Genomic DNA, 20892 nt, shown 5'->3' on the forward strand with positions numbered 1-20892 from the left:
GCACTCCAGGCCGCCCGATGTCCGGGACGCACTAGTCACACTGAGAGGTGGAGAACATGGTCAGTAGTAAGCGCACCCTGGCGGAGAAGGTGTGGGACGAGCATGTCGTCGTCCAGGGCGAGGGGGAGGGCGCCTCGCGCAACCCGGACCTCATCTACATCGATCTCCACCTCGTACACGAAGTGACCAGTCCTCAAGCCTTCGACGGCCTTCGGTTGGCAGGCAGGCCGCTGCGCCGCCCCGATCTCACGATCGCCACCGAGGATCACAACGTCCCGACCGTCGACATCGACAAGCCGATCGCGGACCCGGTCTCACGCACCCAGGTGGAGACCCTTCGTCGCAACTGCGAGGAGTTCGGTGTCCGCCTGCACCCGATGGGCGACCTCGATCAGGGCATCGTGCACGTCGTCGGTCCGCAGCTGGGTCTGACCCAGCCCGGCATGACGGTGGTGTGCGGCGACAGTCACACCTCCACCCACGGCGCCTTCGGTGCTCTCGCAATGGGTATCGGCACCAGCGAGGTCGAGCACGTGATGGCGACCCAGACGCTGTCGCTGCGCCCGTTCAAGACGATGGCGATCAACGTCGACGGCGAACTCCAGCCCGGGGTGACGAGCAAGGACGTCGTGCTGGCAGTCATCGCGAAGATCGGCACCGGCGGTGGTCAGGGCTATGTGCTGGAGTACCGCGGATCGGCCATCCGTCAAATGTCGATGGAAGCCCGAATGACGGTCTGCAACATGTCGATCGAGGCCGGTGCCCGGGCGGGCATGATCGCGCCCGACGAGATCACCTACGAGTTCATCAAGGGGCGGCCGCACGCGCCGCAGGGCGCGGACTGGGATGCCGCCGTCGCCGCATGGGATCAGCTGAAGACCGACGAGGGCGCGACTTTCGACCAGGAGGTCTACATCGACGCGAACTCGCTGACCCCGTTCGTCACCTGGGGGACCAACCCGGCGCAGGGCGCGCCGCTGGGCGACTCGGTTCCGGATCCCACGCAGATGGTCGACGAGAGCGAACGCCAGGCCGCCGAGAAGGCGTTGAGCTACATGGGCCTGACGGCAGGCACTCCGCTGCGTGAGATCGCCGTGGACACGGTCTTCGTCGGTTCCTGCACCAATGGCCGGATCGAGGATCTGCGGGCCGTGGCGGGCGTGCTGAAGGGCCGCAAGGTTGCCGAGGGCGTGCGGATGCTGGTCGTCCCCGGCTCGATGAGGGTTCGCGCTCAGGCCGAGAAGGAGGGTCTCGGTGAGATCTTCACCGCAGCCGGCGCCGAATGGCGGCAGGCGGGGTGCTCGATGTGTCTCGGCATGAATCCCGATCAGCTGTCCTCGGGTGAGCGCTCGGCATCGACTTCCAACCGGAATTTCGAAGGTAGGCAGGGCAAGGGCGGGCGGACCCATCTCGTCTCCCCGCTGGTTGCGGCGGCGACGGCGGTGCGAGGCACGCTCTCGGCGCCCGCTGACCTGAACTGAAGACCACCGGAACGACAGGAGTATTTGATGGAAGCCTTTACGACACACAAGGGAATCGGCGTCCCCCTGCGGCGCTCCAATGTCGACACCGACCAGATCATTCCGGCGGTCTACCTAAAGTCGGTCTCTCGTAGCGGTTTCGAGGACGGCCTCTTCGCGGGTTGGCGGGCCGACCCCGAGTTCATCCTGAACATCCCGCCGTACGACAAGGGCTCGGTTCTCGTCGCGGGCCCGGACTTCGGAACCGGCTCGTCCCGTGAGCACGCGGTGTGGGCGCTATCGGACTACGGATTTCGCGTTGTCATCGCGTCTCGCTTCGCGGACATCTTCCGCGGCAACTCCGGCAAGGCGGGCCTGCTGGCCGCTCAGGTCGACCAATCGGACGTCGAACTGCTCTGGAAGTTGCTTGAAGAGCAGCCCGGTCTCGAAATTGTTGTCGATCTCACGGAGCGCACGGTGACCGCCGGAACGCTGGTGGTGCGCTTCAACATTGATGACTACACACGGTGGCGTCTGCTCGAGGGTCTGGACGATATCGGATTGACATTGCGGCAGGTAGATGCGATTTCGGAGTTCGAAAAGTCAAGGCCGTCATGGAAACCTGCCACCCTCCCGGCACGGGTTGCCGAGGGAAACTAATACGACCGACTAACGGGATTCAGGCGCGAAAGAGGGTGCCACGCCGCTGAGAGAGGCATGAGAATTGGCGTGGCACATAGACTCTTGCCCTTTTCCGGATTACCGTGTTTGCTAGTCGGTCCGACAATGGGCCATCAGTTTGCGGAGGACTTCCATGAACAAAGCAGAGCTCATTGACATCTTGACCGAACGGTTGGACTCGGATCGCCGTACTGCCACCGATGCGGTCGAGCACATTGTCGACACCATCGTGCGCGCCGTGCACAGGGGCGAGAGCGTCACGATCACCGGCTTCGGCGTCTTCGAGCAGCGTCGCCGTGCGGCCCGGGTCGCGCGCAACCCGCGCACCGGCGAGACCGTCAAGGTCAAGCCGACCTCGGTGCCTGCGTTCCGTCCCGGCGCCCAGTTCAAGGCCGTGATCGCCGGTAGCCAGAAGCTCCCGGCCAGCGGACCCGCGGTCAAGCGCGGCTCGGCTGCCGCCGCACCGGCGAAGAAGGCCGCGGCGAAGAAGACGGCCGCGAAGAAGGTTGCGGCCAAGAAGGCGGCACCGGCCAAGAAGGCTCCGGCCAAGAAGGTCGTGGCGAAGAAGGCGGCACCGGCCAAGAAGGCGGTCGTGAAGAAGGCGGCGCCCGCGAAGAAGGCGGCCGTGAAGGCGGCACCCGCGAAGAAGGCTCCGGCCAAGAAGGTCGTGGCGAAGAAGGCGGCACCGGCCAAGAAGGCGCCCGGGAAGAAGGCGGCGCCCGCGAAGAAGGCTCCGGCCAAGAAGGCTCCGGCCAAGAAGGTCGTGGCGAAGAAGGCGGCACCGGCCAAGAAGGCTCCGGCGAAGAAGGCACCCGCCAAGAAGGCGCCGGCTCGCAAGAAGTAGGCACGACCGACTACTCGTGCATCGCACGAGATCGAGGGCGGCGACGGGAAACCGTCGCCGCCCTCGATCGGGTTGGTGGCCGCCTCAGGAGTTCTCGGGCAGCGGGCTGTCGATGTGGCTGGCGTCCACCAGCTTGCCCCCGGAGAACGAGAGGACCCAGGTGCTGCCCTTCCGGTTGCGGGCGGGCGGCAGGGTGATCCCGTCCCGTTCTGCCCACCAGCTCAGCAGGTCGGGAATCACCCCGCTCTGACTGCAGATCACCTGGACGCCGCCGAGGGTGGCGATCTTCCGCACGCGTGAGCGGGCCGCGGCCGGATCCTCCGCGTAGGCCTCCTCGGAAAGCAGCGGCTCCGGCACGATCTCGGTGCCGAGCGCCCGCGCCAGCGGTTCGACCGTCTGCTCGCAGCGGGTTCGATCGGCCGAATGGACCGCCGTCGCACCGAAGGCGAGGAGCTGGGGCACCAGGGCCTCGGCCTGGGTGCGTCCGAGCTTGTCCAACGGTCGCAGCGTGTCGTCCGGTGAGTCCTTTCGGCGTCCGGCCTTGCCGTGCCGGACGACCAGCATGGTGGTGGTGTCGGCGGGAATCTTCATGAACCGGCGCATCACCTTGCCGTCCACCGAGTACGAGAGCTCGCCCGCGACGTCCTCGGGCGCCACCCACCGGAGCTCGTCGACCTCGGTGTTCGGTACGAACTCGCCGCCGACTGCCTCGGCGGCCCAGTAGTCGACCCGCTTGCGCTTGCGATGGCCCGGGATCTCGTAGGCGACCCGGGTCACCCGCCGGTCCAGGCGCGCCTGTAGCCCGGTCTCCTCCTGCACCTCTCGCAGCGCCGCGACGATCGGCGTCTCCCCGGGGTCGAGCTTGCCTTTGGGGAAGGACCAGTCGTCGTACTTGGGGCGGTGGATCAGCGCGATCTCGATCTCGTAGGGATTGGTCGGTGACTTACGCCAGAGCACGGCGCCTGCCGCGAAGATATTGGCCTTGATGGGTCGATCCGACTTCGAGCTCACGAGCTGCCTTCCTGTGGTGGCTGGAAAACGTACCTACGAGCCGATCGCACGGCGGCCGCGCATCAGCTCCTGCTGGTGCTCACGGACGCGTTCACCCCTGGCGGGCGAGGCCGCCCAGTGCCCGTCGGACTGGAGTACCCAGCACCGGGTGGTCGGATCAAGAGCGGAGTCGAAGATGTCGCCGAGCTGACGAGCCAGCCGGGGATCCTTCACCTGGGCCATCACCTCCACCCGCCGGTCGAGGTTGCGGTGCATCATGTCGGCGCTGCCGATCCAGAATTCCTCCGCGCCGACGAAATGCAGGATGCGTGAATGCTCGAGGAACCGCCCGAGAATCGAACGGACCCCGATGTTCTCGCTCAGACCTGGCACGCCCGGCTTGAGCGCGCAGATACCGCGGACCACCACCTGTACGGGGACGCCTGCCTGCGAGGCGCGATAGAGCGCGTCGATCACCTGCTCGTCCACCAGGGCGTTGGCCTTGAGCCGGACGCCTGCGGACTTGCCCTCGAGCTGGCGCGCGACCTCCGCGTCGATTCGCTTGATGATGCCGTCGCGGACCCCGTAGGGGGCGACCAGCAGGTTCCGGTACTGCGCCTTGCGCGAGTATCCGGTCAGCGAGTTGAACAGGTCCGTGAGGTCGGCGCCGATCTCCGGCGCGGCGGTGAGCAGGCCGACGTCCTCGTACAGCCGGGCCGTCTTCGGGTTGTAGTTCCCGGTGCCGATGTGGCAGTAACGGCGGATGGCCGAGCCCTCCCTGCGCACGACCAGGCAAGTCTTGCAATGGGTCTTGAGGCCGACCAGTCCGTACACCACGTGCACGCCCGCCTGTTCGAGCTTGCGAGCCCATTTGATGTTCGCCTGCTCGTCGAACCGTGCCTTGATCTCGACGAGCGCCACCACCTGCTTGCCCGCCTCGGCGGCGTCGATCAGCGCGTTGACGATCGGGGAGTCGCCCGAGGTGCGGTACAGCGTCTGCTTGATCGCCAGCACATGGGGATCGGCAGCCGCCTGCTCGATGAACCGCTGCACGCTGGTCGAGAACGAGTCGTAGGGGTGGTGCACGAGGACGTCACCGTCGCGCAGCGTCGAGAACACACTCTTCGGGGTCTCCCGCTCTCCGAACGCCGGATGGGTCGCGGGCACGAAGGGAGCGTCCTTGAGATTGGCGCGGTCGACGCCGTAGACCTGCCACAGGCAGGACAGGTCGAGCAGGCCGGGGACCTGGATCACGTCGCCCGGATCCACGTCGAGCTCGCGCAGCAGCAGTTCGAGCATGTGCTCGGTCATGTCGTCCGCGACCTCGAGCCGCACCGGCGACCCGAACCGCCTGCGGGCCAGCTCACGTTCGAGCGCCTGCAGCAGATCCTCGTCGCGGTCCTCCTCGACCTCGAAGTCCGCGTTGCGGGTGATCCGGAACGCGTGGTGCTCGACGATCTCCATGCCGGGGAACAGCGCGTTCAGGTGCGCCGCGATGAGCGCCTCCATGGGCAGGAAGGCCGGGGTCGTCGCGGGCGAATCGGTGCGGTTGACGCGGACGAACCGGTCGACGTTGTCGGGCACCTTCACCCTCGCGAAGTGCTCGCCACCGGTCGACGAATCCTTCACGGTCACCGCGAGGTTCAGGCTCAGGCCGCTGATGTAGGGGAACGGGTGGGCCGGGTCGACCGCGAGGGGGGTCAGCACGGGGAACACCTGCTCGCGGAAGTGCGCGGACAGGCGCTCCTCCTCGTCGGCATCGAGGTCGGCCCAGCCGATGATGGAGATGCCCTCCTCGGCGAGTTGGGGCAGGACCTTGTCCAGGAAGGTCCTGGCGTGCTTTTCCGCGATCTCCTGGGTACGCCGGTTGATCAGCGCCAACTGTTCGCGCGGGCTCAGCCCGTCGGCGGAACGGACCGAGAGCCCGGTCTCGTCCCTGCGCTTGAGGCCCGCGACCCGGACCATGTAGAACTCGTCGAGGTTCGAGGCGAAGATCGCGAGGAACTTGGCGCGCTCGAGCAGCGAAATCGACGGATCCTCGGCGAGGCTGAGCACCCGGGAGTTGAAGTCGAGCCAGCTCAGTTCGCGGTTGAGGTACCGATCCGCGGGCAGGGGGATGACCGAACCGTCGACCACAACCGGGGTGGCGGCCGGCGGCGCGGTCGGGATCACCGGAAGGTGATTGACGATCGGTGCGCTCCACTCGCGCTCGCCGGTGCCCGACGCCGTCTGCTGCCCGGCGTCCTGTCCGCGTACCTCACCGTTACTCACGCGTAGATCATCCCCCAGATCGCGAGCGGGCGACAATCGATGCGCATTTAATTTCGGCGAATTCGCCTGCCGGTCCCGACCACACCGGGCCAGCCGATCCGGTCGAGCTCCGCGGCGGTCGACCGGCCTGGCCCCAGCATCACCGCGGCGTCGAGGTCGGCCGCGGTGTCGACGTCGAGTCGCAGCCCCGGCCAGTCGCCGGTCAGTTCAGCGGCCCCGGAAAGGCGGTGGCGCCGCGCGGAGTCCGGGCCGAACCCGGGATCGAGGTCGGCCTCCGGATCCCCGACGATCAGCGCGGCGGTCCCGGTGCCGTGGTGGTCGACCACGAACGAGCGGCTTGTCCGCGCGCCCGCGGCCAGCGCCGCCGACAGCTCGTCGGGGCGCAGGCAGGGCAGATCGCCCTGCAGTGCCACGATCGGTCCGCGACCGTGGGTCGATCGCAGGTCCGCGGCGGCGGCCCGCAGGACGGCGTTGAGGCGATCGTCACCCTCGCCTGCGGGATCGGCGTAGTGCCCGGCCCCGCACTCGCGTGCCACGCGGGCCACCGACGGGTCCGGGGTGATGACCGTGATCTCGGCGATCCCCGTCGCGTCCGCGGCCGCCGTCAGGGTGTCGCGCAGCATGGCCAGCACGAGCGCGGTCCGCTCCTGCGGCCCGAGTCGGGCGGCCAGCCTGCTCTTGGCCCGGCCGAGCTCCTTGACCGCGATCAACACGTGCGCCTGCCCCGCGGGCGGCGTGTGATGCGCTTGGTCCATACCGGCAATCCTGCCAGCACGCCGCCGCGGGCGAGCAGACCGCGGTGCCCCGGTGGCCGTCTACTCTTGGGTCCCGGCGGCAGCGGGTGGCGATGGGAAGGACATTCCATGAGCAAGGCAGCGGTACTGGGGGCGGGATCCTGGGGGACGGCGTTCGCGAAGGTTCTGGCCGATGCCGGCACCGACGTCACGATGTGGGCGCGGAGACCCGAAGTGGCCGAGGCGATCTCGGTGGACCACCAGAATCCGTTCTACCTCGAGGGCATCACGTTGCCGCCGTCGCTGAAGGCGACCAGTGACCATCGCCTCGCGCTCGAGGGCGCCGACATCGTGGTCCTGGCCGTGCCCTCGCAGTCGCTGCGCGAGAACCTCGGCGCCTGGACGTCGTCGATCGAGCCCGATTCGACGCTGTTGTCCCTGGCGAAGGGCATCGAGAGCGGGACGTTGATGCGGATGAGCCAGGTCATCAGTCAGGTGACAGGCGCGGATCCGTCGCGGGTGGCGGTGCTGTCGGGCCCGAACCTGGCCAGGGAGATCGCGGCGGAACAGCCTGCCGCCACCGTGATCGCGTGCACCGATTCCGTTCGCGCAGTGGACCTTCAAAAAGCATGCGCCACTGGGTATTTCCGCCCCTACACAAACCCTGACGTGATCGGCTGCGAGGTGGGCGGGGCATGCAAGAACGTGATCGCCCTTGCCTGCGGAATGGCGTCGGGGATCGGTCTAGGGGAGAACACGAACGCCACCATCATCACCCGTGGGCTGGCGGAGATGATCAGGCTCGGGGTGGCGCTCGGCGCGAACCCGGCGACGCTGGCCGGACTGGCTGGCGTCGGCGACCTGGTCGCGACCTGCTCCTCGCCGCTCTCGCGGAACCGGACCTTCGGCCACCATCTCGGTGCGGGCGGCTCCATGGAGAGCGCACAGCGGGCCACGAAGGGGCAGGTGGCCGAGGGTGTGAAGTCCTGCTCCTCGGTGCGGGCGCTGGCAGCGAGTCACGACGTCGAGATGCCGCTCACCGACGCGGTCCATCGGGTCTGCCACGAGGGCATGTCGGTCCCGGATGCGGTCGGATTGCTCCTGGGGCGGCGCACCAAGCCCGAGTGAGCATGCCCGCAGGGTTCGACCGGTCCCGATCAGCGGTGACCTGACGAGGCAGATCGGTTGGTCCAACGGTACGGTTCGGTATGTGAGTAATCCGCGTACGAGGGTGGCTGTGGTCTTCGGTGGCCGTAGCAGTGAGCACTCCGTCTCCTGTGTTTCCGCTGGCAGTGTGCTTCGCAACCTCGATCCCGAGCGCTACGAGGTGGTGCCGATCGGCATCACCCCTGACGGTGCATGGGTACTCGGCCCCACGGACCCCGACGCCCTCACCATCGCGGGCCGCTCGCTGCCCACCGTCGACGCGGCGGGCACCGCACTGACCCTGACCGCCGACCCGACCCGTTCGGGCGCGCTGGTGTCACTGAGCAACGACGAGGCCGGAGCGGTCCTCGCGTCGGTCGATGTGGTGTTCCCGGTCCTGCACGGTGCCTACGGCGAGGACGGCACCATCCAGGGCCTGCTCGAGCTCGCGGGCCTGCCCTACGTCGGCCCCGGCGTGCTGGCCAGCGCGGCGGGCATGGACAAGGAGTTCACCAAGAAGCTGCTCGCGGCCGAGGGGCTGCCGATCGGGCAGCAGGTGGTGCTGCGCGCAGGCACGGCGACCCTGTCCCAGGACGATCGCGAGCGGCTCGGCCTGCCCGTGTTCGTCAAGCCCGCCCGCGGCGGTTCCTCGATCGGTATCTCCCGGGTGGCGTCCTGGGATGATCTCGACGCGGCGATCGCGCTGGCCCGCAGCCATGACCCGAAGGTCATCGTGGAGGCGGGCATCGTCGGCCGCGAGGTCGAGTGCGGTGTGCTCGAATTCGCGGATGGCTCAGTGAAATCCAGTGTCGTGGCGGAGATCCGGATGCCGGAGTTCTCCGGTGACGACGGGGCCTTCTACGACTTCGACACCAAGTACCTCGACGACATCTGTGAGTTCGACGTGCCTGCCAAGCTCGACGACGCGATCAGCGAGGAGATCCGGGCGATCGCCGTGCGGGCCTTCGCCGCGCTCGACTGCCAGGGGCTCGCCCGGGTCGACTTCTTCATCACCGAGGACGGCCCGGTGATCAACGAGATCAACACGATGCCCGGATTCACCTCGATCTCGATGTACCCACGGATGTGGGACGCGGCCGGGATCGACTACCGGACCCTGGTGTCGACTCTGGTCGAGACGGCGCTGGCCCGGGGGACCGGCCTGCGCTGACGGCAGGCCGGTCGGCCCCGGGTCAGGGATTCGGCAGGGGCGCCGGGTCGATCGGGCGCTGCTCCAGCGCGCCGGTGATGGCGCTCGAGGCGTCCTGCAACGGGGTCGGCCCCGATCCGTCCGGCACGGTCAGCGCGACGTAGACCCCACGATCGACCGCGAACCAGGTGCTGGCGTCCAGTCCCTCCTCGCCGGGTACCTGGAACCACTGCACCGCGTCGACCATCTGCAACGCCGACGCCGCATTGAACTCCAGCGGACGGTCCACTCCACAGCGCAGCACGACCTCCTTGAGGTCGTCCGCCTGCCAGGCGGCCGCGCCGACGGGGGCCGGATCCCTCAGTTCGGCCCTCTCGAAGTCGCCGATGTTCTCGGGCAGTGCCGCGATCAGGGCGGCGCACTCGGGGGACTCGGCGGCGGGGGCGGGCACGGTGCCGAGCGCGACAGGTTCCCGGATGGGGTCGCGTCCGGCCATCACGGCGGCGACCAGCACGCCGACCACCAGGGCGACAGGGAGGGCGACCGCGACGGCGATCAGCGCCGGACTGCGCCGGGCGGTGGGGTGGGGTTCTGCGGGATCGGGAGCGTCTGCGGACTCGGGGAGATCGGGGTCGTTCACGGCTACTAGTGTGCCGCAACCTGACATGTGAGGGTCCGGGTGATTCCCGGGACGCGTTGAATCCGCTGCACCACGCCCGGCAGCTCGGTCGTGTCCGCGGCCTCGACCCGGACCACAACGTCGTACGGGCCCAGGACGTCCTCCGCGACCAGAACGCCTGGTAGCACGCTGATCGCCTCGGCGACGAGCAAGGCCTTGCCGACCTCGGTCTGGATCAGAACGAAAGCTTGCATCGCTGACGCCCCTTCTCGGTGCAGTGCCCGCGACCTCGGTAGAGTCGCGGTGGCCCTGGCCTGCCACTTGCACGGTCGGGTCACTCCCGGCTCCGATAAAGGGTACCGGGTCTCATTCCTCGGAGGTGGGTCATCGAATCGACTGATCGCGGCACCGATGCCGGGCGCACGGTCGCCGACATCGGCGAGTTCGCGGTGATCGACCGTGCGGTGTCGGGGCGAGCGCAACCCGAGAGCACGCTGCTCGGTCCCGGTGACGATGCCGCGGTGGTGCGGGCGCCCGACGGCTCGGTGGTCGTCTCGACCGACATGCTGGTCGAGGGCAGGCACTTCCGGCTGGACTGGTCGACTCCCGAACAGGTCGGACGCAAGGCGGTCGCGCAGAACGGCGCGGACATCGTCGCGATGGGGGGCTGGCCGACCTCGTTCCTGGTGGCGATCGGGTGCCCGCCGAGCACCCCGGTGTCCGTCACCGACGCGTTGACCGACGGGATCTGGGCCGAGGTGACAGGGTTCGGTGCGGGCGTGATCGGCGGCGACATGGTGCAGGCGGAGCAACTGGTGGTGTCGATCACGGTGCTCGGAGATCTCGGCGGGCATGCGCCGGTGTTGCGGTCGGGGGCGCGTCCCGGCGATCAGGTGGCCGTCGCCGGTCGGCTCGGCTGGTCGGCGGCGGGGTTGTCCGCGCTGCTCGCCGAATCGGATCGATTCCCCGAACTGGTTGCCGCGCACAAGGTTCCGGTCCCTCCCTATGAGAGCGGTCCGGTGGCGGCGCGCGCAGGCGCCACCGCGATGACGGATGTGTCCGACGGATTGATCGCGGATCTGGGGCACATGTGCACTGCCTCGGGTGTCGCGATGGACCTGGACAGCGCGCTGCTCGAGCCGGGGCCCGAGCTCTCCGCCGCGGCGGCGGCGCTCGGGGCCGATGCGCTCGACTGGGTGCTCACCGGCGGTGAGGACCACGCGCTGGCCGCGGCCTTTCCCGCCGATGCGGTGCTGCCTGCCGGCTGGCGCCGGATCGGCTCGGTCCTGCCAGGCGACGGCGTGCAGGTCGACGGCCGTGCCTGGGCGGGCGGCGGCGGGTGGCAGAGTTTCGATTAGATAGATTGCCCGCATGCCTATCTACGCCCTCGGCGACCGCGTGCCCGACATCCATCCGGACGCGTACGTCCACCCCGACGCCGTCGTGATCGGCGCGGTCACGTTGGCCGCGGGCGCCTCGGTGTGGCCGCAGGCGGTCCTGCGCGGCGACTACGGCACCATCACGATCGGCGCGGACACCAACATCCAGGACGGCACCGTCATCCACTGCACCCCGATCGACCCGACGGTGATCGGCTCGGGCTGCGTGGTGGGGCACAGCGCGCACATCGAGGGTGCGACGATCGGCGACCACTGCCTGATCGCGTCCGGATCGGTCGTGCTGAACGGCTCGAAGGTCGGCAGCGGCGCGATCGTCGGCGCAGGCGCCGTCATCCCGTTCTCGTTCGAGGTGCCCGCGCGCCGGATGGCGCTCGGCGTGCCTGCGAAGATCCGCGAGGGTTACGAGGTGCCCGAGGGTCACCTGGAGATCAACGTGAAGACCTATACCGCGAACGCCGCGTTCTACCGGGACGCGCTCCGGCGCCTCGACTGATGCCGGAGCGACCGCTCGACGAGTCGATGGAGGCCGGCTGGGCGCAGGCGCTGGCGCCGGTCGCCGGGCAGATCTCGGAGATGCAGGCGTTCCTGCGCGACGAGGCCGCGCAGGGCCACGACACCCTGCCCGCCCAGGAGAACGTGCTGCGGGCGTTCCGGCAGCCGTTTCGTGACGTCCGCGTGCTGATCGTGGGCCAGGATCCCTACCCGACACCGGGTCATGCGGTGGGACTGAGCTTCTCGGTGGCGCCCGACGTGCGACCGGTGCCGCGCAGCCTCGGCAACATCTTCACCGAGTACACCGAGGATCTGGGTCTGCCGACGCCCGATACCGGCGACCTGACACCGTGGACCGAGCAGGGGGTGCTGCTGCTCAACAGGGTGCTCACCGTCGAGTCCGGCCGGGCCGCCGCGCATCGAGGTAAAGGCTGGGAGGCCGTAACCGAGCAGGCCATCCGGGCGCTGGTGGCCCGCCCCGAGGCGATGGTGGCGATCCTGTGGGGTCGCGACGCGGGCACCCTGAAGCCGATGCTCGGCGATGTGCCGATGATCGAGTCTGCGCACCCATCGCCGCTGTCTGCCCGGCGTGGATTCTTCGGGTCGCGGCCCTTCAGTCGCGCCAATCGGCTCCTCGACGAACTGGGGGAGAAGCCGGTGGACTGGCGGCTGCCCAGCGGCTCGCTGTTCTAGGTGCCCGTCCACTCGCTCACGGTGAATCGCCACCGTCCTCGGGCAGGGAACGGGGTGGTCGCTGGCGATTGTCTCGTCGCTTCCGTGCGTCGGCTTCTCTGCGGGCGTTGGCCTTTCGTCGGGCTCGGTCGAGGAGTTCTCGCGGGTGGTGGCGGTGGTTGATGCGGGGTGTCTGGTCGGGGTCGAGGTGTGGCGGTGGGATCCATTCGGTGCGTCCGGCGTGTTCGGTGCCGTCGGGTGCGGTGCGGGTGTGCCAGCCGCCGGGTCCGTCGTGGATGAGGGCGTGGCAGGCGTCGCAGCCGAGTGTGAGTCCGCGGATGTCGGTGGCGACGCCCTTGGACCAGTCGCGGACGTGGTGGACGGCGGTCATCGTGGCGGGGGCGTCGCAGCCGGGCCGGGTGCAACCGCGATCGGCGGCGACCAGCGCGAGACGCTGGTCCGCGGTGGCGAGGCGCTTCGAGCGCCCGAGGTGCAGCGGTCGGCCGTTGTGGTCGAAGAGCACCAGTACCGGGTGCGATCGCTCGGCCAGCTTGAGTGCGTCCTTGATGGGGACGATGCCACCAGAGGCGGTGGTGACCACACCGGTGTGCTGTTCGAGTTGGTCGATCGTCATTGTCAGGATCGTGGTCACTGGCAGCCCACGATGGGAACCGAGCGCACCGGAACCGAGGAGTGCGCGCAACGCTTCCTTGATGGCGTCGTGGTTACGTTGCGCGGCGGTGCGGGTGTCGCGGCCTGCTGCGGCGGCGAGCTTGTCGCGGTCGACGTGTGGGTGTTCGGTGTTGCCGGTGGGTGATTCGGGGTCGTCGGGGTTGTTCATTCCCGGCCGCGCCCACTTCGCGAGAATGGGTTCGAGCAAGGCTCTGGTCTCGGGGTCGAGGTGACCGGAGATCGGGGTCATGAGGTTGTGGTCTTGGCGGCCGAGCCGGATTCCGCGAAGACGTTTGCGGTCCTTGTGGTCGGTGAGGTTTCCGTCGGGGTTCAGGTACGCGAGCAGGTCGTGCCCGGCCTTCTCCACGTCCTCCGGGGTCGCCGAACGCGCCAGGTCCGCCAGGATTTCCTCCGCGACGGCGACGTCGGCACTGCTGACCGCGTGTGGGATCTTGCGGATGACTTCGCGTACGGCGCGGGCGTGGTCGGCTCCGATGTCGCCGTCGCGTTGCGCGGCAGCGGTTTCGGGCAGATCCGCGGGAAGCGGCTGACCGGACAACGAATGCCAGGTGCCCAGCGACTTCGCCGCGGTGACCCGGGCGGAGGCGTCCGCGGCGGAGATTCGCAACACCTCGACGAGCAGCTTGTTGACGGTCTTGTGGCCGAGCGTGCCCGGCAGGGAACGCTCGATGGTTTCGACTATCAGGTTGTGGCCGACCGCCGACGCCCGGCGCAGTGATTTCTCCAGCCGGCGCATGGTGTCGGTCAGCTCGCCGTCGGGGAGCCCGCCCAGATCGCTCTCACACAGTCCGTCGACGGCGTCGGCGATCGCGGACAGGTACCCCCGCACCTGCCCCGCAGCCCCGACTCCATCAGTCGAACTCATGTTCGAATTCTATCGCCGGGGTCCGACATGAAAAGTCATCGCCAGGTCGGATCCGGTCGATGAACATCTCGTGGTCGCCGGCCCGCGTTCAGTCGGGTGGTCGGCGCTCGCGAGTATTCTGACGTCGCAGCCGGTCGGGGCAGATCCCACAGTGGAGGGTCGTGTCATGCGATGTGTGGCGATTCATCGTCGGTTGGTCGCCGGGGCCGTTGCGTCCGTGGCCGTCTTGGCACTCCCGCTCGGCCCGTCCACCGCGGCGCGGGCGAACGCGTCGCCCGTTCCGACGTCGGCGACCACGATGTTTCAGGTCCCGGTGACGTTCGTCTCGGCGTGTAGCACGGTTGGATTCAGATGCTGGGTGCCGCACCAGCTGGCAACCGTGACACCGACGGTTACGACAGGTGCACCTGGCGTGGTGACCTTTGCGGCAGATCCTTCAGCGACGACCGCGATCACCATGCTCGACTGCATCGACGTGTCGGTGAACTGGCGAAACCTGACCACCGGCGCGGCTGGTACCACCGTGCTCCTGGCCACGCAGCCCGATAACTTCAGGCCTATCGCGCCTGACGAGTGGTGCCGATACGCCCCTGCGACAGCGGTCGTCGGCAGCGGCACGGTCGCCTCGACCGCCGACGTCAACGCTCGCGTCTTTCCGTACGGGAGCGGCATCTGGCCACAGGTGCCGGTCAATCCTGGGATCGGTATCTTCCAGGTCTCGTAGGCGATCATGAGGCGAAGACCGCAGGGACAGCCCACGCGCTGTCCCTGCGGTCTCCTATGTAAGGGCTACTGGCCGGCGGAGAAGTCGGCGCGGCGCTTCTCGACGAAGGCGTCGACGCCCTCGCGGCCCGTCGGGCCCGCGGCCGCGGCCGAGATCGATGCGGTCTCCGCGTCCAGCTGCTCGGACAGCGAACGCTGACCCGACTGGGCGAGCAGGCGCTTGATGCCCGCGTACGCGGCGGTCGGACCGGCCGCGAGGGTGCGGGCGACCCGCAACGCCTCTTCGCGGATCTCGTCGTCGCCGACCAGCCTGCTCAGGATGCCCAGCCGGACGGCCTCGTCGCCGCCGATGATCGCGTCGGTGAGCAGGATCTCGCGGGCCTTGGCGATGCCGACGATCCGGGGCAGTGTCCAGGACATGCCGCCGTCGGGGGTGTACCCGATCGAGGGGTATGCCGGGCGGAGCTTGGTGGAGGGGCCGCCGATGGAGACGTCGGAGGCGCAGACCAGGCTCATTCCGGCGCCAGCCGCCCAGCCCTGGACCGCCGCGACCACGGGAACCTCGACGGCGTCGATCGCCCGGACGAAGTCGTGCAGGGTGCGCGCGAGGTAGTCGACGAACTCGCCCCGGTTCTCCGCTGCGGCGAAGGCCCGGACGTTGCCGCCCGCGCAGAAGTTGGCGCCCTCGCCGATCAGCAGAACGCTGCGCGCGGCGAGGGTGCCCGCCGTCACGGCTTGCAGGGCCGTGGTGCCCTGGCTCACCCCGTCGAAGTCGAGAGAGGTGCCGTTGTCGGCGGTGGCGATTGCAATTCGGAGTACGTCGCCTTCGAGGCGGACGTGGCTGAGGCCGTCGAGTGAAGTCACCGATGAACCATATCGGGCCGCAAATACGACTGTGCCCCGACACCTGAGGTGTCGGGGCACAGTCGTGAAAGCGTGGAACGCGTCAGCCGCGGACGACCTTGCCCGCCTTGAGGCAGGAGGTGCACACGTTGAGCTTCTGACGGGTACCGGGACCAACCTGGGCCCGGACAGTCTGAATGTTCGGGTTCCAGCGACGGTTGGTACGCCGGTGCGAGTGCGAGACCGACTTACCGAAGCCGGGCCCCTTGGCGCATACGTCGCAGACGGCAGCCATAGTCGCGAACTCCTTGAATTGATGTACGGATATCTTCTTTGGTGCTGGCCTACGAACACGGGACACCGAAGTGACCCTTGCGAGGCAACCCTGCAAGAGTAGCCGTATCCGTGTCGTTTGACCAAACCGGCCTGATCCCGCACGTGGAGCCGGGCAGACCGTCTGTGGAGAAGGATAGTCTGGCCGAGCCGAGCAGTTCCCACTAGGGCAGAGAGGACGAACCGAGTTGCTCATTGCCCTGGACAGCGTGGACGGCGAGGCGTTGCTGCGTTGGTCGCGGCGGTGCGTGGACGGTCTCGTCGCCCGCTGCGAGGAGATCAACAGCCTCAATGTCTTCCCGGTTCCGGACTCGGACACCGGCACGAATCTCCTCTTCACCATGCGCGCGGCCGCTGAAGGCGCGGAGGTCGTCGGCCCGGCAGCTTCGGTTGGCACTGTGGCCGCGGCACTGGCAAGGGGTGCGGTCGCGGGAGCGCGCGGCAACTCCGGCGTGATCCTGTCCCAGGTACTGCGTGGGATCGCCGAGGTCGCAGGCGACGAGCCGCTGGACGCCCGGTTGCTGCGCGGCGCACTGAACGAGGCAGCCGTGCTGGCGACCGAGGCGATCAGCATCCCGGTCGAGGGCACGATCGTGACGGTGCTCCGGCATGCAGCCGCGGCGGCGGACGCGTGCCCGCACGACGCGGCGCTGGCCGTGGTGGCCGTCGAGGCAGCCGACGCCGCCGCCGAGGCGCTCGCGCGCACCCCCTCGCAACTGTCCGTTCTCGGCGCGGCCGGGGTGGTCGACGCGGGTGGGCTCGGGCTGGTCGTCATCCTCGACGCGCTCGCCGGCGTGGTCACGGGGGCGATGCCGCAGCGCGAGGACATCGTGGTCGCGCCGGTCGCGCCTGCGACCCCGGTCGTGGTCGCGCAGCCGTCCGCCTGCGCCGACGAACCGGGCGATCAGGATTACGAGGTGATGTATCTGCTCTCCGGGTCGGACTCGCGTCGGGTGGACACGTTGCGGTCCCGGCTCGGTGAGCTGGGCGATTCGGTGATCATCGTCGGTGACGGCGAGGGTTCCTGGTCGGTGCACGTGCACTGCTCGGATCCCGGCCCGGCGATCGAGGCCGGACTCGCCGCCGGCCGCACCCATGACATCCGGATCTCCTGCTTTGTCCTCGACGAGGCGCGTGCGGGGAGGGTGGTCAGGCGGGCAGGTACGGCCGACCGCGGAGTCCTCGCGATCGTCGCGGGCGATGGCGCCGCCGACCTCTTCGCAGGTGAGGGGGCGACGGTGCTCCGCTGCGACGAACCGGTCACCCCAGATCAGCTGCTCGACGCGATCCGCGCGCTCGATTGCGGCGAGGTGCTGGTGCTCCCGAACGGCGCCCTCTCGGCGCCGGAGCTGGTGACCATCGGTGTCGCCGCCCGCGACGAGAGCCACGAGGTGCTGCTACTGCCCAGCTCGTCGATGGTGCAGGGGCTCGCCGCCCTTGCCGTGCACGATCCGGGCAGGGTCGCCGCCGACGACGTGTTCGCGATGTCCGAGGCGGCCGCGACGACGCGCTGGGGATCGCTGCGCGTCGCCACCGAGCGGGCGCTGACCCTGATGGGCACCTGCGAGGCCGGTGACGGGCTCGGGCTGATCGGACGCGAGGTCGTGGTGATCGCGCCCGACCCGGCCGAGGCGGGCAGGCGCCTGATCGACCAGGTTCTCGGGGTCGGCGGCGAACTGTTGACGTTGTTGTTGGGGGCCGAGATCCCCGCTGGCTTCGCCGACCTCCTCTCGGAGCATGTCGCGGCGAACCACCCGGGCATCGAGGTGTTGATCTACGAGGGCGGGCAGTCGGGAGACCTGCTGCAGCTCGGCGTCGAATAGGCGGATGTCATGGCAACACTGACCGATCGGATCGATCACCTGCTCGGCCGCAAGGTCGCGGAGCCGCTCGCGGAGGCGTTCGGGATCGAGACCGTGCAGGACCTGCTGCGGCACTACCCGCACCGGTACGCGACGCAGGGGGCGGAGCTCGGTGAGAAGGAACCGCCCGAGGGGACGCACCTGACGATCCTGGCGACGGTCACCTCGGCCGCGATCGTCTCGATGAAGTCGCGCAGCGGGAAGATGCTCAAGGTGGTGCTGACGTCCGACAAGCAGAGCGTCGACGCCACCTTCTTCAACCCGCAGAAGGTGGCGCATGCCATCAAACCCGGTGTGCGCGCGATGTTCTCGGGAAATGTGAAGTACTTCCGGGGCAAGCTTGGCCTCACGCATCCCAGCTATCTCATCCTGCCGAACCGCGACGAGGACGACGGTTCGGTGGTTGCCGCCGGCAAGGTCCGCGGCGGTGGGGCGCTGGCCGGGATGGCGCGCAGCGCGCAGGATCCCGGCGCAGGCGTCGACATGTCGATTTTCGAGCGGAACCTCATCCCGCTGTATCCGGCAACCCGCGAGGTCGAGAGCTGGACCCTGCTGCGGTGCGTCCGCCAGGTGCTCGACCAACTCGATGAGGTGCAGGACCCGCTGCCCGAGGAGGTTCGGCGTGAGCGCGGTCTGATCGGTCTCGACGAGGCGCTGCGATCGGTGCACCTGCCGGAGACGAAGGACGAGGTGGACCGCGCCCGCGAGCGGCTGCGGTTCGACGAGGCGGTCGCCCTGCAGTTGGTGCTCGCGCAACGCAGCCACGAGGTGGCGGGACGGGTGGCACCGGCATGCCCGCCGAAACCCGACGGCGTCGCCGCCGCGTTCGAGACCCGGTTGCCCTTCACGCTGACCGAGGGGCAGCACGCGGTCGCCGAAGAGATCTCCGCGGACCTCGGCCGGGCACACCCGATGAACCGGTTGCTGCAGGGTGAGGTCGGTTCGGGCAAGACCGTCGTCGCGCTGCGCGCCATGCTGCAGGTGATCGATGCCGGCTACCAGTGCGCGCTGCTGGCGCCGACGGAGGTGCTCGCCGCGCAGCACGCCCGGTCGCTGCGGCAGATGCTCGGAACCCTCGCCCTGGCAGGCGAACTCGGTGCGGACGAGCTGGCCACGCGGGTGACCCTGCTGACCGGGTCGATGTCGGTCGCGGCACGCCGCGCCGCGTTGCTGGAGGCGGTGACCGGCGATGCCGGGATCGTGATCGGCACCCATGCCCTCATCCAGGACGGCGTCGAGTTCTTCAACCTCGGCATGGTGGTGGTCGACGAGCAGCATCGGTTCGGCGTCGAGCAGCGCGACGAGTTGCGTGGCCGCGCGCGCGAGGGGCTCAGCCCACACCTGCTGGTGATGACGGCGACGCCCATTCCCCGGACGATCGCGATGACCGTGCTCGGCGACCTGGAGACCTCGACGCTGCGGCAGCTGCCCGGCGGACGGTCGCCGATCGTCAGCAAGGTCGTGCCTGCCAGGACTCAGCCGGCCTGGGTGGACCGGGCCTGGGAACGGATCCGCGAGGAGGTCGCCGACGGCAGGCAGGCCTATGTGGTGTGCTCGCGGATCGGCGAGGGCGACGACGCCCCGGACGCGAAGGAGCAGCCGACCACCGCGGCGCTGGCGCTGTTCGAGGAGCTGCGGTTCGGCCCGCTGTCCGACCTACGGGTCGGCCTGCTGCACGGCAGGTTGCCCGCGGACGAGAAGGACGCGGTGATGCGCGATTTCACCGCGGGACTGATCGACGTGCTGGTGTGCACCACCGTCGTCGAGGTCGGCGTCGACGTGCCGAACGCCACCGTGATGGTGCTCAAGGACGCGGACCGCTTCGGCGTCAGCCAGCTCCATCAGCTCCGCGGCCGGGTCGGTCGTGGCGCCCACCAGGGGCTGTGCCTGCTCATCACCGACACGAATCCTGGCTCCCCGCCGTTCGAGCGACTGACCGCCGTGGCCGGCACCAACGACGGCTTCGAGCTCGCCCAACTCGACCTCGCCCAGCGGCGCGAGGGTGACGTCCTCGGTGCCGCGCAGTCCGGCAGCACCACCACCCTCCGGCTGCTCTCACTGCTCGACCACGAGGATGTGATCGTCGCGGCGCGCGAGTTCTCGCGCACCGTGATCGACGCCGATCCGGACCTGGCCCGGCATCCCGGCCTTGCGTCGATGGTGACCGCCGCGATCGATGCCGACCGGATCGAGTACCTGGAGAAGTCGTGACCGCGCGGTGATCGCGCTCGAGTGCCCCGATCAGTTGTCGACTTGCAGCGAAGATTAGCGAAACGCCTGAGGATCCCTGCAGTGTCCGGACACGAACGCGCCGTGTTCCTGGTGGGACTGACGGTCGCCGCCTTCACTCCATCTGGCTCCAGGGACGTGGCTCCGGCAACCCGTCCATAATCGAGTCATGAGTGTCCCCGCGCCTGAGTCCCCCTCGTTCGAGCATGTCGACTTCGAGGCACTCGATTCGTTCCGTTTCCCGGACGGCGGCGGGTACCCCCAGAGCTACGGCGAGTTTGTTCGCTCCTGCGGCTGGGCCCGCACGTTCGGCCTGTGGCTCATCTACCCGCCCGTGCAAACCGGTTTCGCAGACGGGCGGGCCCGTGCAGCGAACCTCTCCGAGCACTTCCACGCGGTCTTCCGCGACGGCGAAGAGGAGGAATTCGACTGGATGATCGAGCCCGACGGTAGCTGGGACCTCGCCGAACGACTCGAAGTCTTCGGCTGGAGCGAGAACGGCGACCTTCTCCTCTGGGACGTCGCAAGCCGCAATGCCGACGAGGAGTTTCCGGTGTGGGAATCGCGCGGCATGAACACCCTCCACCTGCTCGGCTCGAGCCTTGACGAGGCGCTTCTCAAGCTGCGCGAGCGCTCCGAGGCCCAGGTCATTGAGCCGCTGACACCTGCCCGTCTCTGACCCACACCTCTCCGGATCCGCTCGAGGCTGAGATCCGCCGGGACGCCACCGCGACCCGAGGCGCTCCGGTGTCAGGCAGCAGCGCCTGCAAGTCACGGACACGTTCACGTCGCGCTGTCGGCAGCCTTCTTGTCGGAGATACTCACAGGCGCATCGTCTCTCGCCGTGTCGACGCGATGAAATCGGCCAGGAGTGGGATCCATTGC

Annotated in this window: 20 protein-coding genes; 12 read left to right on the top strand and 8 right to left on the bottom strand. The window is 68.7% G+C overall.

Annotation, left to right across the window (positions count from 1 at the left end):
* The first annotated feature begins 56 nt into the window (after positions 1-56).
* The 3 genes from leuC (at position 57) to BR31_RS0100570 (ending at position 2985) form a co-directional block, all read left to right on the top strand.
* Positions 57-1481, top strand: coding sequence for a 3-isopropylmalate dehydratase large subunit (gene leuC, locus BR31_RS0100560; protein ID WP_027499219.1), 1425 nt, complete (start codon positions 57-59; stop codon positions 1479-1481).
* Between the two features lie 27 nt (positions 1482-1508).
* Positions 1509-2120, top strand: coding sequence for a 3-isopropylmalate dehydratase small subunit (gene leuD, locus BR31_RS0100565; protein ID WP_027499220.1), 612 nt, complete (start codon positions 1509-1511; stop codon positions 2118-2120).
* A gap of 154 nt (positions 2121-2274) precedes the next feature.
* Positions 2275-2985 (top strand): HU family DNA-binding protein, encoded by a 711-nt coding sequence (locus BR31_RS0100570; protein ID WP_027499221.1) that lies wholly within the window; start codon positions 2275-2277, stop codon positions 2983-2985.
* An 84-nt stretch (positions 2986-3069) separates the two neighbouring features.
* On the opposite strand, the gene BR31_RS0100575 is transcribed toward BR31_RS0100570, so the two are convergent.
* The 3 genes from BR31_RS0100575 to cofC all read right to left on the bottom strand — a co-directional run bounded on the left by BR31_RS0100575 (position 3070) and on the right by cofC (position 7001).
* The gene (locus BR31_RS0100575; protein ID WP_027499222.1) at positions 3070-3996 is read right to left on the bottom strand and encodes an NUDIX hydrolase; all 927 of its coding nucleotides are present in this window, start codon (positions 3994-3996) and stop codon (positions 3070-3072) included.
* 33 nt (positions 3997-4029) lie between these two features.
* Positions 4030-6165, bottom strand: a complete 2136-nt coding sequence (locus BR31_RS0100580; RefSeq protein ID WP_442970182.1) for an RNA degradosome polyphosphate kinase — start codon at positions 6163-6165, stop codon at positions 4030-4032.
* A 128-nt stretch (positions 6166-6293) separates the two neighbouring features.
* Positions 6294-7001 carry a 2-phospho-L-lactate guanylyltransferase gene (gene cofC / locus BR31_RS0100585; RefSeq protein WP_027499224.1) on the bottom strand — a complete coding sequence of 236 codons (708 nt, stop codon included), beginning with the start codon at positions 6999-7001 and terminating at the stop codon, positions 6294-6296.
* Between the two features lie 108 nt (positions 7002-7109).
* On the opposite strand from cofC, the gene BR31_RS0100590 reads away from it, so the two are divergent.
* On the top strand, positions 7110-8108 hold the full coding sequence (locus BR31_RS0100590; RefSeq protein ID WP_027499225.1) for an NAD(P)H-dependent glycerol-3-phosphate dehydrogenase: 999 nt from the start codon (positions 7110-7112) through the stop codon (positions 8106-8108).
* Positions 8109-8190: 82 nt separating this feature from the next.
* On the top strand, positions 8191-9297 hold the full coding sequence (locus BR31_RS0100595; protein ID WP_027499226.1) for a D-alanine--D-alanine ligase family protein: 1107 nt from the start codon (positions 8191-8193) through the stop codon (positions 9295-9297).
* A gap of 22 nt (positions 9298-9319) precedes the next feature.
* On the opposite strand, the gene BR31_RS0100600 is transcribed toward BR31_RS0100595, so the two are convergent.
* Together BR31_RS0100600 and BR31_RS0100605 are read right to left on the bottom strand one after the other, a co-directional pair.
* A complete protein-coding gene (locus tag BR31_RS0100600) occupies positions 9320-9943 on the bottom strand; it encodes a DUF3515 domain-containing protein (protein WP_081830255.1) in 624 nt (207 codons plus the stop codon).
* Positions 9922-10149 carry an Lrp/AsnC ligand binding domain-containing protein gene (locus BR31_RS0100605; protein WP_037175158.1) on the bottom strand — a complete coding sequence of 76 codons (228 nt, stop codon included), beginning with the start codon at positions 10147-10149 and terminating at the stop codon, positions 9922-9924. Before BR31_RS0100605 ends, BR31_RS0100600 begins: the two co-directional genes overlap by 22 nt.
* A gap of 132 nt (positions 10150-10281) precedes the next feature.
* On the opposite strand from BR31_RS0100605, the gene BR31_RS0100610 reads away from it, so the two are divergent.
* Genes BR31_RS0100610 through BR31_RS0100620 form a run of 3 tightly spaced genes read left to right on the top strand, consistent with a single transcriptional unit; the run spans position 10282 to position 12480 of the window.
* Positions 10282-11253, top strand: coding sequence for a thiamine-phosphate kinase (locus BR31_RS0100610; RefSeq protein ID WP_081830256.1), 972 nt, complete (start codon positions 10282-10284; stop codon positions 11251-11253).
* Positions 11254-11266: 13 nt separating this feature from the next.
* Positions 11267-11788, top strand: a complete 522-nt coding sequence (locus BR31_RS0100615) for a gamma carbonic anhydrase family protein (RefSeq protein WP_027499230.1) — start codon at positions 11267-11269, stop codon at positions 11786-11788.
* Positions 11788-12480: a uracil-DNA glycosylase gene (locus BR31_RS0100620; protein WP_027499231.1), complete on the top strand. Its 693-nt coding sequence runs from the start codon at positions 11788-11790 to the stop codon at positions 12478-12480. Before BR31_RS0100615 ends, BR31_RS0100620 begins: the two co-directional genes overlap by 1 nt.
* Positions 12481-12496: 16 nt before the next feature.
* Here the strand turns inward: BR31_RS0100620 and BR31_RS27065 are convergent, their stop codons facing one another.
* The gene (locus tag BR31_RS27065) at positions 12497-14017 is read right to left on the bottom strand and encodes an HNH endonuclease signature motif containing protein (protein ID WP_051636846.1); all 1521 of its coding nucleotides are present in this window, start codon (positions 14015-14017) and stop codon (positions 12497-12499) included.
* 415 nt (positions 14018-14432) lie between these two features.
* Between BR31_RS27065 and BR31_RS32065 the strand changes: the two genes are divergently transcribed.
* Positions 14433-14741, top strand: coding sequence for a hypothetical protein (locus BR31_RS32065; RefSeq protein ID WP_231496321.1), 309 nt, complete (start codon positions 14433-14435; stop codon positions 14739-14741).
* A 65-nt stretch (positions 14742-14806) separates the two neighbouring features.
* Here the strand turns inward: BR31_RS32065 and BR31_RS0100635 are convergent, their stop codons facing one another.
* Both BR31_RS0100635 and rpmB read right to left on the bottom strand, forming a co-directional pair.
* Positions 14807-15604, bottom strand: a complete 798-nt coding sequence (locus BR31_RS0100635) for an enoyl-CoA hydratase/isomerase family protein (RefSeq protein WP_027499233.1) — start codon at positions 15602-15604, stop codon at positions 14807-14809.
* A gap of 82 nt (positions 15605-15686) precedes the next feature.
* Complete coding sequence (gene rpmB / locus BR31_RS30860) at positions 15687-15878, bottom strand: 50S ribosomal protein L28 (protein ID WP_072750141.1); 192 nt, start codon at positions 15876-15878, stop codon at positions 15687-15689.
* A gap of 226 nt (positions 15879-16104) precedes the next feature.
* Here rpmB and BR31_RS0100640 point away from each other — a divergent pair, with 226 nt between their 5' ends.
* The 3 genes from BR31_RS0100640 to BR31_RS0100650 all read left to right on the top strand — a co-directional run bounded on the left by BR31_RS0100640 (position 16105) and on the right by BR31_RS0100650 (position 20686).
* Complete coding sequence (locus tag BR31_RS0100640) at positions 16105-17739, top strand: DAK2 domain-containing protein (protein WP_027499234.1); 1635 nt, start codon at positions 16105-16107, stop codon at positions 17737-17739.
* A 9-nt stretch (positions 17740-17748) separates the two neighbouring features.
* A complete protein-coding gene (recG, locus tag BR31_RS0100645; RefSeq protein ID WP_027499235.1) occupies positions 17749-19989 on the top strand; it encodes an ATP-dependent DNA helicase RecG in 2241 nt (746 codons plus the stop codon).
* Between the two features lie 187 nt (positions 19990-20176).
* Positions 20177-20686: a hypothetical protein gene (locus BR31_RS0100650; protein ID WP_027499236.1), complete on the top strand. Its 510-nt coding sequence runs from the start codon at positions 20177-20179 to the stop codon at positions 20684-20686.
* The last annotated feature ends 206 nt before the right edge of the window (positions 20687-20892 follow it).

The organism is Rhodococcus sp. UNC363MFTsu5.1, from assembly GCF_000686785.1.
GTDB lineage: Bacteria > Actinomycetota > Actinomycetes > Mycobacteriales > Mycobacteriaceae > Rhodococcus_G > Rhodococcus_G maanshanensis.

Excerpts from the sequence above, each read along its gene's own strand:
- BR31_RS0100650 (WP_027499236.1), top strand. The coding sequence starts at position 20,177 with ATGAGTGTCCCCGCGCCTGAGTCCCCCTCGTTCGAGCATGTCGACTTC.
- leuD (WP_027499220.1), top strand. The coding sequence starts at position 1,509 with ATGGAAGCCTTTACGACACACAAGGGAATCGGCGTCCCCCTGCGGCGC.
- rpmB (WP_072750141.1), bottom strand. The coding sequence starts at position 15,878 with ATGGCTGCCGTCTGCGACGTATGCGCCAAGGGGCCCGGCTTCGGTAAG.
- BR31_RS0100605 (WP_037175158.1), bottom strand. The coding sequence starts at position 10,149 with ATGCAAGCTTTCGTTCTGATCCAGACCGAGGTCGGCAAGGCCTTGCTC.
- cofC (WP_027499224.1), bottom strand. The coding sequence starts at position 7,001 with ATGGACCAAGCGCATCACACGCCGCCCGCGGGGCAGGCGCACGTGTTG.
- BR31_RS0100615 (WP_027499230.1), top strand. The coding sequence starts at position 11,267 with ATGCCTATCTACGCCCTCGGCGACCGCGTGCCCGACATCCATCCGGAC.
- BR31_RS0100590 (WP_027499225.1), top strand. The coding sequence starts at position 7,110 with ATGAGCAAGGCAGCGGTACTGGGGGCGGGATCCTGGGGGACGGCGTTC.
- BR31_RS0100620 (WP_027499231.1), top strand. The coding sequence starts at position 11,788 with ATGCCGGAGCGACCGCTCGACGAGTCGATGGAGGCCGGCTGGGCGCAG.
- BR31_RS0100570 (WP_027499221.1), top strand. The coding sequence starts at position 2,275 with ATGAACAAAGCAGAGCTCATTGACATCTTGACCGAACGGTTGGACTCG.
- recG (WP_027499235.1), top strand. The coding sequence starts at position 17,749 with ATGGCAACACTGACCGATCGGATCGATCACCTGCTCGGCCGCAAGGTC.
- leuC (WP_027499219.1), top strand. The coding sequence starts at position 57 with ATGGTCAGTAGTAAGCGCACCCTGGCGGAGAAGGTGTGGGACGAGCAT.
- BR31_RS0100600 (WP_081830255.1), bottom strand. The coding sequence starts at position 9,943 with ATGTCAGGTTGCGGCACACTAGTAGCCGTGAACGACCCCGATCTCCCC.
- BR31_RS27065 (WP_051636846.1), bottom strand. The coding sequence starts at position 14,017 with ATGAGTTCGACTGATGGAGTCGGGGCTGCGGGGCAGGTGCGGGGGTAC.